Origin of the sequence: Clostridium sp. DSM 8431, from assembly GCF_900116755.1 — a bacterium.
Taxonomy (GTDB): domain Bacteria; phylum Bacillota; class Clostridia; order Clostridiales; family Clostridiaceae; genus Clostridium.
In genome coordinates, this window is the sequence record NZ_FPBY01000109.1 from 1 (window position 1) to 11,527 (window position 11,527).

Annotated in this window: 10 protein-coding genes and 3 pseudogenes; 6 read left to right on the plus strand and 7 right to left on the minus strand. The window is 27.0% G+C overall.

The genetic code is table 11. The annotated features are described in order from the left end of the window. The 4 genes and pseudogenes from BM384_RS11445 to BM384_RS11460 form a co-directional block, all read right to left on the minus strand. Positions 1–223, minus strand: a pseudogene (locus BM384_RS11445) (IS5/IS1182 family transposase); the annotation flags it as partial. A gap of 147 nt (positions 224–370) precedes the next feature. Then, positions 371–1,264 carry an ABC transporter ATP-binding protein gene (locus tag BM384_RS11450; protein WP_090013737.1) on the minus strand — a complete coding sequence of 298 codons (894 nt, stop codon included), beginning with the start codon at positions 1,262–1,264 and terminating at the stop codon, positions 371–373. A 15-nt stretch (positions 1,265–1,279) separates the two neighbouring features. Then, positions 1,280–1,798, minus strand: a complete 519-nt coding sequence (locus tag BM384_RS11455) for a hypothetical protein (RefSeq protein ID WP_090013739.1) — start codon at positions 1,796–1,798, stop codon at positions 1,280–1,282. A 135-nt stretch (positions 1,799–1,933) separates the two neighbouring features. Continuing rightward, positions 1,934–2,560: a hypothetical protein gene (locus BM384_RS11460; RefSeq protein WP_090013740.1), complete on the minus strand. Its 627-nt coding sequence runs from the start codon at positions 2,558–2,560 to the stop codon at positions 1,934–1,936. A 203-nt stretch (positions 2,561–2,763) separates the two neighbouring features. Here BM384_RS11460 and BM384_RS11465 point away from each other — a divergent pair. The 6 genes and pseudogenes from BM384_RS11465 to BM384_RS11490 all read left to right on the plus strand — a co-directional run. Next, a pseudogene (locus BM384_RS11465) lies at positions 2,764–2,897 on the plus strand (MerR family transcriptional regulator); the annotation flags it as partial. Positions 2,898–2,909: 12 nt separating this feature from the next. After that, positions 2,910–3,642: pseudogene (locus BM384_RS11470) on the plus strand (transposase); the annotation flags it as partial. A gap of 159 nt (positions 3,643–3,801) precedes the next feature. Next, positions 3,802–4,704, plus strand: a complete 903-nt coding sequence (locus tag BM384_RS11475) for a DUF5685 family protein (protein ID WP_090013742.1) — start codon at positions 3,802–3,804, stop codon at positions 4,702–4,704. A gap of 96 nt (positions 4,705–4,800) precedes the next feature. After that, positions 4,801–5,436 (plus strand): J domain-containing protein, encoded by a 636-nt coding sequence (locus BM384_RS11480; protein ID WP_090013743.1) that lies wholly within the window; start codon positions 4,801–4,803, stop codon positions 5,434–5,436. Between the two features lie 33 nt (positions 5,437–5,469). Continuing rightward, on the plus strand, positions 5,470–5,964 hold the full coding sequence (locus tag BM384_RS11485) for a hypothetical protein (RefSeq protein ID WP_090013745.1): 495 nt from the start codon (positions 5,470–5,472) through the stop codon (positions 5,962–5,964). A 168-nt stretch (positions 5,965–6,132) separates the two neighbouring features. Next, on the plus strand, positions 6,133–6,972 hold the full coding sequence (locus tag BM384_RS11490) for an IS1/IS1595 family N-terminal zinc-binding domain-containing protein (protein ID WP_090013746.1): 840 nt from the start codon (positions 6,133–6,135) through the stop codon (positions 6,970–6,972). A gap of 186 nt (positions 6,973–7,158) precedes the next feature. Here the strand turns inward: BM384_RS11490 and BM384_RS11495 are convergent, their stop codons facing one another. The 3 genes from BM384_RS11495 to BM384_RS11505 form a co-directional block, all read right to left on the minus strand. Continuing rightward, positions 7,159–8,532, minus strand: coding sequence for an MATE family efflux transporter (locus BM384_RS11495; protein ID WP_090013748.1), 1,374 nt, complete (start codon positions 8,530–8,532; stop codon positions 7,159–7,161). Between the two features lie 123 nt (positions 8,533–8,655). Further along, positions 8,656–10,641 carry an FtsX-like permease family protein gene (locus tag BM384_RS11500; protein WP_090013750.1) on the minus strand — a complete coding sequence of 662 codons (1,986 nt, stop codon included), beginning with the start codon at positions 10,639–10,641 and terminating at the stop codon, positions 8,656–8,658. Next, positions 10,631–11,398 carry an ABC transporter ATP-binding protein gene (locus tag BM384_RS11505; RefSeq protein ID WP_090013751.1) on the minus strand — a complete coding sequence of 256 codons (768 nt, stop codon included), beginning with the start codon at positions 11,396–11,398 and terminating at the stop codon, positions 10,631–10,633. Before BM384_RS11505 ends, BM384_RS11500 begins: the two co-directional genes overlap by 11 nt. Between the last annotated feature and the right edge of the window lie 129 nt (positions 11,399–11,527).

Below are 11,527 nucleotides of genomic sequence, written 5' to 3' on the forward strand. Positions count from 1 at the left end.
CTGATAAATCGAAGATAGACTTTAATAAAAGATATTTAAACATACGAATTGGATCTATAGCATTTCTACCATTATTAGAACAATATTTATTAGAAAGTTCGTCATAAACAAATGAAAAGTCAATTAATTCATTAATTTTTCTCAGCATATTGTCTTTGGGAACAACCAAATCATAAATTCCTGTATATTCACTTAAAATCATTGTTTCTTGCTTTTTTATCACTCTAATCACCCTTATTATTTAATAAATTAAGTATAACATAAAAAGCCCAAAAGATTGTTGAATAACAATCTTTTGGACTTAATTTTCCGAAGGGCACTTTTTCAGTGCCCTCTTCCAGTATAAGTATATTGATATATTAAGGCTTTATTAAATAATTTCTTCATATATGTCCTCCTCTAATACCTTATAAATAAAAATATCTTCTAAAGATAGATCTATTTCTTCAATAAATAAAGGATCATATATCTCTAATTTCTTTATAAATTCCTCATTATACTTTTCTGTAATGATTGTAAATACTTTTCCAACATGAGAAATCTTAAAAACTTCATCAAATCTTAAATCCTCGTCATATACTGGTTTATCAAAGGCAACTTGTATCTTTTTTATACTGCTTTTCATATTTTCAATACTATTTTCATAAGATACCATTCCATCTTTTAAAATTACAGCTTCATCACATATTTTTTCAAGTTCATTTAAATGATGTGAACTTATTATTATAGTAGTTTTTCTTTCCTTTGCTTCCTTTTTTAAAAGCTCTAAAAGTTTATTTTTTAAAATTGGATCTAATCCTGATGTAGGCTCGTCTAATATCATAAACTTAGGCTGAATAGCAAAAGCAAGCATTAAGAATACTCTCATCTTTTGACCTTTTGATAATTGGAATAATCTTTTATTTAAATCTATTTTGAAGCTTTTATTTATAGAATAAAAACGCTCTTCACTAAAATTATCATAAGCATCTTTATAGTACTTAAGTATATCTTTTACAGCAAAGGATAAGAAATAATTATTTTCATCAGCTGTATAGGCAATATTTTTCTTTACCCTCGGAGAATTATATACATCTTCACCATCAAATAATACTTTTCCTAAATTAGGCTTATATATTCCAGTCATACACTTAATTAAAGATGTTTTTCCCACACCACTAGGGCCGATTATCCCATATATTTTTCCTTCTTCTATTTTTAAATTTATATTTTTTAAAACTTGTTTTTCTTCAATATTTAAACTTAAATTATTAATATGAACCAATAAACTAATCCCCTTTTATAAACTATTTTTTTCGTCATCCATTTTTGTTGTATAATTCATATAATCTATGACGAAACCTTCTCCTTCATCACAAAAAACAACCTTAATTTCTATAGTGCCACTAATTTTATGATAATCAGAACATTTTCCTTTTAAATAATAAGCTTTTAGGTTATCTCCTATCTTATAATTATTAAGATTTTGTGTGACTTTTTTGTACTCTTCTATTATTTCCTCTTCATCATAACTTTCATCTACTGTTAAATCTAAGTTTTTAAAATAATCTACAGTTTTTGTAGTTCTCTTTCTTTTGGAAAGGCATTCTTTATAATCATCTGTATTTACTAGACGACCATAATGATTTCCTTCACCTGAATATGCTGATAAGTTTTTTGTATTAAGTACGTCTATTATTTCTTTTGGAGAATCAAAATGTACTTTCTTTTTATAAACTGATTCTTCTTCTGAAAAGCATATTACTGAAGTTAATATAATAAATACTCCTACAAAAACTGATACTTTAACTTTTTTCATTTCCCCTTGGTTCCTCCTAAAAACTGAAGCACATCAATTTTTTTCATGCACTTCAATTTTACTCCATAGTTTTTTTAATTCAATCAATTATTTCTTATATATTCCTAAATTTTCTTAATATATTCTTAACACCACTCATTTCATTAAGTTTTTTAAGACACATAAATTATCCAACTTAGTTAATATGTCTTTAAATTCAGGTGTAATAAATTCATTTTTATATAAATCTTCATAAGCTATTTTTTCAGGATCAACCATAATTATATTTTTGTAATCTTCTCCATATATTTTCATTAATATTGATGTAAGACCTATCTTTACCTTTTCATACTCTTCATTATCTCCTACCTTCCAATTATTAATATCTCTATTTACCTTTTCAATTATTCCATAAAGCTGATATATAATACTTAATTCTTGAAGGGTATATCTATCACTTAAAGAAGATATAGTTGTTGAGTAATCTTTGCACACAGGAAGAAGATATAAATATCTTTTATTTTCATCCCTATTTTTTAACACTCTTATACTTTGAAATATAGCTGTGGCAATATCAATTCTAAGTATATTAGCTTTATTACATATATCTTTAGCCCTATAGCCATCTCCTATCATTCTATTTTCTTTTCGTATCTTTGCTGCATCATTAATTTGTATTGAATATATTCTTTTATTAATATACCATGTGCAAATAGCACCTAATATAGAACCTGTAAGTATGGATACTGCAGAGATAGTAGATGTGACAATTTCAATTTTCAATACTTTCACCTCTCTTTATCCTTTATTCAGATTTAGTATACTCAAATAATATTAAAATATTATTTGTCTATATTTTTCTTATTATGTATAATATCTATAAAATAATTTTTAAGGAGTGAATAATTAGTTATTAAAAACATAGATAGATGTGTTTAGAAGTATTAAAATATGCTTAAGAGATGAAATTAATGAATTCTAAACATATAACAAATTACAAACCAAAAGATTTTGCTGAATTACTTGGTGTGAGCGTAAAAACTTTACAACGTTGGGATAGAGAAAATATACAAAAAGCCAAAAGAACCCAATTAATAGAAGATATTATACCTATGACCAGAGTATTTAGAGTTTAAAGGAATATGGATATATTCCAGTAGGATCGAAAGTTATTATCTAAAAAGGCAAATAGATATTATGTGTCTGTAATTATTGATACAGAAATTACACCACAGAAAAATACATATCAAGGAATAGGAATTGATTTAGGTATTAAGGATTTTGCTATTTGTAGCAACTTAGATAAAACTTATAAAAATATAAATAAAACTCAAAGAGTTAAGAAATTAGAAAAGAAATTATTAAGAAAACAAAGAAAACTTTCAAGGAAATATGAAAGTTTAAAATTAAGAAATAAAAAAGAGAAAGGAAAAGCTACTAGACAAAATATTCAAAAGCAAATAGTTAAGGTACAAATACTTCATCAAAGACTTACTAATATAAGAACTGATTATATAAATAAAGTTGTAAGTAGTGTGGTAAGAAACAAACCACAATATATTACAATTGAAGATTTAAATTTAACAGGTTTGATGAAGAATAAGCATTTATCTAAAGCAGTGGTGCAGCAGAAATTTTATGAATTTAGAAATAAATTAACTAATAAATGTCATGCTTTAGGAATTGAATTAAGAATTGTTGATAGATTTTATCCTTCAAGTAAATTGTGCCACTCTTGTGGTTTTATAAAAAAGGATTTAAAACTTAAAGATAGAATTTACAGGTGTTCATATGGATATGTTGAAGATAGAGATTATAACGCAAGTCTTAATTTAAGAGATGCAAAAATCTATAAAATAGCGTAAACAAGTTTTATAGATATGTACCGATGGCTAAGTCGGGAATTTACGCCTTTGGACTGTTATATCAAATCAAAGTAGTTCTATGGAACAAAATGAGACAGGTTGAAGAAGGAATAATCTCCATATGGTATATTTGTCCATATTTTGAGTAGCAGACTTTAAATGTTTGGATATGTAGTGCCACTAAAGCCTGAATTAAAAGTAAAAGAATACAATTTATTCAAAGGTTATTATTGCGGTTTATGTTTTACTCTTAAAAAGCGATTTGGAAATATGCCAAGAATGATTTTAAACTACGATATGACTTTTCTTGCTATATTTTTAGATGCTCTTTCTAAGGAAGAAATAACAGCTGATACAAAGGTGTGTTTTGCTCACCCAACTAAAAAGAAGGCTGTAATATATAATAATAAAGCTTTAGATTATGCTGCTGATATGAATGTTTCATTAACTGTTTTTAAACTTATTGATGATATTAATGATGATAAGGACTTAAAAAGTAAAGTTTTCTCTTTAGGTTTAAATCCTTACAAAAAGAAACTTCCAACTAATATCAGTCATATTAATGACATAATTAAAAAGAATTTAGATAAATTAAACAACATGGAAGAAAATCTTAACTTCTCATGTCTAGATGAAATATGTGATCCTTTTAGTATAATAGTAGGAAAAATTCTAGAGCTTTACCCTGAAGAAATAATTAATGATTCAGAAGAAACAAGATATATGCTTTATGACTTTGGTTATTCTCTTGGAAAATGGATTTACTTAATTGATGCTCTTGATGATTTAAAGGAGGATATGGAAAAGAAAAAATTCAATCCTATTAATCATTTATTTAATGAAAAGAATCTTCCCTATGAAGAATTTTTTAAGGAAATTAAAGATAGAATTGAATTTAGCATTTTAAACTGTTCAATGAGATGTAGAGATATTCTAAAGGAGCTTCCTTTAAGTAAAAATAGAGAAATATTAGATAACATTATAACCTTAGGAATGATGGCAAGATATGATGATGTCATAAACAAAAGAAAGAAAAAAGATACTAAAATCATTTCAGATTGAAGCTATAAATATAAATTGAATAATCTATTAAAAACATTTATAATTCAGTTATAGGAAGGTAAAATTTCTATAATAATGGTAAAAGGAGTGAATTAAATGAATCCATATGAAGTTCTTGGCATTAAACCAGGTGCCTCACAAGATGAAATTAAAAGTGCTTATAGAAAATTAGTTAAACAATATCACCCAGATCAATTTAGAGATAATCCTCTTCAAGAACTTGCAGAGGAAAAACTTGCTGAAATAAATGAAGCTTATAGCATGCTTACAAATGGCTCTGTAGGAAGCAATAACTATTCATCAAATAGTAGTTATTCAAATTCACAAAGTAGCTATAGTAACAATAGCTATAATAACAGTAACTATAATTATGGAGCAGATCTTTCTCAAGCAAGAATGTACATTCAAAGAAGAAATATAAGAGCTGCTGAAGATATACTAAGTAGAATTACTGATAGAAATGCAGAATGGTATTTCTTAACTGGTATTGTACATATGAATAAAGGTTGGTACGATTCAGCACTTCAAAATATCAGAACTGCTTCAAGTATGGACCCAAATAACTTTGAATATAGACAAACTTTAAATCAGCTTCAATCTAGAACTAGAGATTACGGAAATCCATATAGAACAAGCAGAAATACTGCTAATGCATGTGACTGCTGTATGGATCTATGGTGTTTAGATTCAATGTGTGAATGTATGGGTGGAGACCTTATAGGCTGCTGCTAAAATAAAAATAATATAAATAGAAAGGGAAATTATATGAAGGCTAAAGATATAACTCTTGCAGGTTTAATGACTGCAATAAGCATAATAGTACTTTACTTAACAACTATTATTCCTATAAATACTTTTGCTATATTAACATTTGCTTCCCTCATAATTCCAATATGTATAATAAGAAGTAACTTAAAAACAGCTTTTTTAGTTTATATTGCTACTTCCATATTAGGCTTCTTTTTAGTTCCACTAAATTATTTTCTAATGTATATTATGTTCTTTGGATTTTATGGCATTATAAAATATTTCATTGAAAAGATACACAAAATATATATTGAAATTATGCTTAAGTTCGGTTTTTTTAACATTGTATTTATATTAGCACTTACAGTTTTTAAAACCTTTATAGGTGATTTAAATATTAAGCTTCCAATGTGGTTATTTATAATAGCTGCTGAAGTTGCATTCTTTATTTTTGATTATGCTTTAACTATTTTAATAAGTTTTTATATAGAAAAGTTTAAACACGTGAAATAAAAGACTGCCACGCAAATGTGGCAGTCTTTTTTGAGGTTGGGACTTTCCTTCCACAAAAAGTCTTTATATAAAATAAAAACTCCCCCTATAGTGGTCTTTAGTATAGAAATGTTGGTAAGGTTTAGAAAATCATATTTCAGTCAATAATCTTAAATGAGGTGACTTAAAATGATTAAAGTAGATATTAATTATAATAAATTAAAAGACTATGCTGACTCTCTATTAAAGAAGGATATTTATTCAAAAAGAAAGATTGAAGTATGTCCACACTGTAAATCAAAAAGGTACATAAAGTATGGAAAATTCAATGGAATTCAACGTTTTAAGTGTAAAGAATGTAAAAAAACTTTTTCATCAGCCACTAATTCTGTTTGGAGTTATTCTAAAAAGAAACCATCAGACTGGTTTAAGTTTTGTGAGCTTATTTTAGAGAAGAAAGTCCTAAGAGAATGTGCTGAAATTTTAAATATTAATATTAACACTGCCTTTGCCTGGAGACATAAGGTTTTAAAAGCTCTTCAAAAAATTCAAAGTGAAGTTATGTTAAATGGCAGCATACATATGACTAAAACTACCGAAAAAGAGAATTTTAAGGGTAACAAAAATATAGATACAGATAAAAGAGAAAAAGTAATAGTTGTATCTGCAAATGGAGATATGAACACAATGCTTTCCCTTCCTTTATGTAAAAGATTATGGAACTTTAAGGACTTTGAATCAAAGGTTTTACCTAGAATTAGTGAAGGCTCTAATATTATACCTTGTGTAGATAGATATATTTATTTGGCATCTAAAAAATATGGGGCTGATCCTGATAAAGATATACAAGCAGATAATAAGCTTATGCAAAACTTTAGGGTTATTTATAAGAACTGGTTTAGAAAATTTAATGGAGTTGCAACTAAGTATTTGTCACATTATCTTTCTTGGTTTATAATCTTCTGCAAAGAAAAAATATTTAATCATGTAGACTTTTTATATGAATTAACTAGTGAGTTAATAAGCTAGTCCTATTTTAATAATCACAAAAAACATAAATCTACCAACATTTAATAGTGAAAGACCACTAAAGAGAAGAAAAGAATATCTATTAACTATTATTTTTAAAAGAACAATATCCCCTTATTCTCTAAAAATTAGACAAAAAACAAATCCCAACTCAGAAAAGTCAGGATTTGCAGTACTTTAAAACTTTTAAGCAGTCCTTTTAAAGTCCTCCTTATAAAATTTATTTTTCTTATTTAAAATAACAAATATAGATAATAAAATTATTCCTTTAAATATACTAGAAACACTTATACTCCACCAAATACCATTTAAACCAAATAAACTTTCTTTACTAAGTATTAATGCCATAGGAATTCTAGATCCAGTTAAAATAATACTTATATATGAAGGTATATTAGTTCTTCCTATTCCTTTAAAAATACCACCTATAGTTATTTCAATACACATAAACAATTGAGAATATCCAAGTATTCTTAAATAATCTGCTCCCTTATTAATAGCATCACTTTCATTAATAAATAATGAGAATAGAGGTCTACATAAAAAGACTAAAATAGATGTTGTAAATAGTCCCCAAATAACAGCTGAAATTATAGCAAATCTGCTTCCCTTTTTTATTCTATCATACTTTTTAGCTCCATAATTTTGACCTACAAAAGATGAAAGAGATGCTGCTAAACCTTCTGCACTTGTCCAGGAAATTGATTCAATTTGCGTACCAACCTTTTGAGCTGCAATAGCCACAGGGCCAAATCTTGCAACAATTACCCCCATTGCCATAGAGAAAGCAGTAAATAATCCTTCCTGAAGTGCTACAGGAAGTCCTAAATCAAATAATATCTTATAATATTTTAATTCTATATTTCTAAAATATTTATTTTTAAAGAACTCAATTTTATCTTTAACAATTTTAATAACAAAGCATGATGAAACTATTAACTGTGAAATGGCTGTTGCTAATGCTGCCCCCTTAACTCCCATTCTCATAAAAGGACCTATTCCAAAAATAAGTATAGGATCTAAAATTATATTAGCTACAAGACCTATTGTATTGATTATAAAAGGTGTCTTACTATTACCAATACCATTAAAGATAGATGTAAATACAGGATTAATAAAATAAAAAATCATACTTAATGAAACAATAACAAGATACTGTCTTCCCTTGTTTATTACATCTATATCTCCTAATCTAAATAGTTCAATTAAAGGCTTATTAAATATAATCATTACAGATGTGTAAATAATAGAAAAAATAATATTTAATTCAATTGCTGCCTTAACATATTCTTTAGTAGACTTTATATCTTTCTTTCCTATACTTTGTGCAACTTTGACCTCTCCCCCAATTCTAGAAAACATTATAAACGCCATAGCAAGCCAAGTATAAAAACCAGCTGTTCCTACTGCTGCAACAGATACGCTTCCATCTTTTCCAACCCACATCATGTCAATAATGTTATAAGCCATTTGAATAAAAGACGTTCCCATAATAGGAAGAGCTAATTTAAATAAACTTTTTCCTATGTGACCTTTAGTTAAATCTAATCTTTTGTCCACTGTACTTCCTCCTAAAATTTAATCCATCTAACATTGTAACATAATAAACACTATTGTCATATAACAGAAAAAAGCCTTTCTTTACCAAAAGGCTTTTTTAATAAGTTAAAGAAAATATTCATTTTAAACTTTTCTTCTAATTAAACTTTTAGCACAGATATATGTTCCTAAATAATAAGTTCCATAAATAATTAAAATAAAAAATGAACTTATTATCATTAGTCTTAATATAGTTGTTCCTGAACCAAAGATTCCAATTATTCCATTAGCAAGCTTTAACCCTACTATGGAATGAACAACTGCTAAAATTAGCGGCATTCCAAAATATATTCCCACTTCAGTTTTTACTGATTTAAAAATCATATTTTCTTCTGTTCCAATTTTCTTTAACATGCTATATCTTTCTATATTATCATCAATACCTGAAAGCTGCTGAATTGCAAGTACTGCTGAAGAAGCAATTATAAATATAACTCCTAGATAAATTGCTAAAAATGAAATAGCTGCTCCTGTACCCTTTGCTATATTTATTATATCTTCTCTTGTAGCATGAAAACAGCTTTCACATTCTTGGAATACATTATAAGAACTTTCTTTAGTACTTTCATCTATATTATTTTTATAATTTACATTTAAATAACTATTATAAGATTGCATATTGCTATTTTCAAAGGCACTATCAGGAAGAACAGCAAGAGCTAAAATACCTCTAACAGAAGAGTTATAGAAGGTAAAATCCATTATTCCTTCTTTTGAAATAGAATATTCTTTGTTGCTAACCTTTATTTTTTTATTATCCTTTACCATTTCATTACTGTCTTTAAAAATACTTTCCACATTACTTATAATTAAGAATTCATTGTCTTTTAAAGATATTTCACTATGTCCAAGGTTCTTAAGTTCTATATTTAAATCAGATAATTTCATAAACTCAGCATCAGCATTTGTTTTAATAGGATAATAGCTATCATTTTCCTTCATAATTTTATCACCTAAAATGTCACTATACTTTAAATCATCAGTATAAATATTCATATAGTGATAGTCTTTAGCATAGTCCTTTAAGTCTAAATTATATTCCTTAAGTCCCTGTTCAATATCCGCTCCAGAATAATTATATAAGGTTACATCATAAGGACTAAGAACATCAACATCTTTATTCATTACAGTATTTAAAGATACTCCAGATGAAAGCATGCATATTGCTAAAAATAACATTAAACATATAAAAGATATAGAAGTAAAGGCTGAATTTACTCTGCTGTTAAGCTGTCTTACTAAAAACATATTTAGATTTTTAAAGTAAATGCCTTCCCTTTTCTTTAAAACACTTAGTAAAAATCCTGATAAAGACATAAAGAATAAGAAAGTTCCTATTACTCCTAAGATAATAGCGTAGATTGTATTTCTATCAAGTTCAGCTATACCAGCTCTAAGTACTATATAATAAGCAGAGCCTATTACAGCCAGACTTATTAAAAACATTATTACTGCAATAACAGGACTTTTAATCTTTATCTTTTCATTTTTCTTATGTGCATTAAGTAAATCAATAAGCTTAATTGTTCTTACAGATAAAACATTAAACATTCCAACTATAATATAAATAGCCCCAAAGGCCATAATAGTTCGTATTAAAGCTTTAGTAGAAAAAATAAATACAAAACCTGTCATTTCAACATTAAAAAGATTTGCTGTGAAAACTGATAAAATTTGAGATGCAAAGATTCCTAGCAAAAGTCCAAAGGCTAAAGATACTGCTCCTAAAATTATCATTTCAATAAACATTATTTTTGATATTCCGCTGTTTTCCATACCTAAGGTAAGATAAATTCCTAGTTCTTTTTTACGTCTTCTATAAAGGAAGTTATTTGAGTATAGTATTAAAAAAGCCAGTATAAATATAACAAAAACTGAAGCTGCATTTAAAAACATTGTTATTTCCTTAAAAGCTGTACTCCAGTTTTTATCAAGATCTAAGAAAACACTTTGATCTTCAATGGAATTAAAACAGTAAAATAAAGCTACAGAAAAAACTAAGGTTATATAGTATACTGCATACTCCTTTATACTTCTATGCATATTTCTTTTAGCAAGCTTAAAATACATCACTCATATCACCTCCAAGAAGGGTTACTACCTGAATAATCTTATTAAAGAAGTCCTTTCTTGATAAATTTCCTTTTACAATTTCATTAAAGACTTCTCCATCTTTAATAAATAAAATTCTATGAGCAAAACTTGCTGCAAAAGCATCATGAGTAACCATTAAAATAGAGGCTTTATACTGTTTATTTAATTTTTCTAAAGACTCTAAAAGCATTCTTGAAGATTTAGAATCTAAGGCACCTGTTGGTTCATCAGCTAAAATAATATTAGGATTAGTAACTATAGCTCTAGCTGCTGCTGTTCGCTGCTTTTGCCCTCCTGATACTTCTGAAGGAAACTTGTTCAATATTTCCTTTATGTCTAACTTTTCTGCTGTTTCATAAACTTTTGTTTTTATTTCTTTTGCTGGAACCTTTGAAATTGTTAGTGCAAGAGCAATATTTTCAAAGATGGTAAGAGTATCTAACAAATTAAAATCTTGAAAAATGAATCCTAAGTCCTCTCTTCTAAATTTAGATAAGTCCTTTCTATTAAATTTAGTAATATCCTTATGTTTTACAAATATATGACCACTTGTAACATTATCAATAGTTGAAATACAATTAAGTAATGTAGATTTTCCACTTCCTGAAGGCCCCATAATAGCGATAAATTCTCCTTCATTAATATGAAAACTTATATTATTAACTGCTTTAGTTATATTTCCTCTAGTTCCATAATACTTTAATAAATTCTCTACCTTTAAAACTTCATTCATTATTAAGCTCATCTGCTACTCAAAATATGGACAATTATACCCATATCGAGATTTTTCCTTATTCATCGTGTCCTATTTTGTAGTGAATAAATCACATACTACTTTAGTTTGATATAACACTCCAAAGGC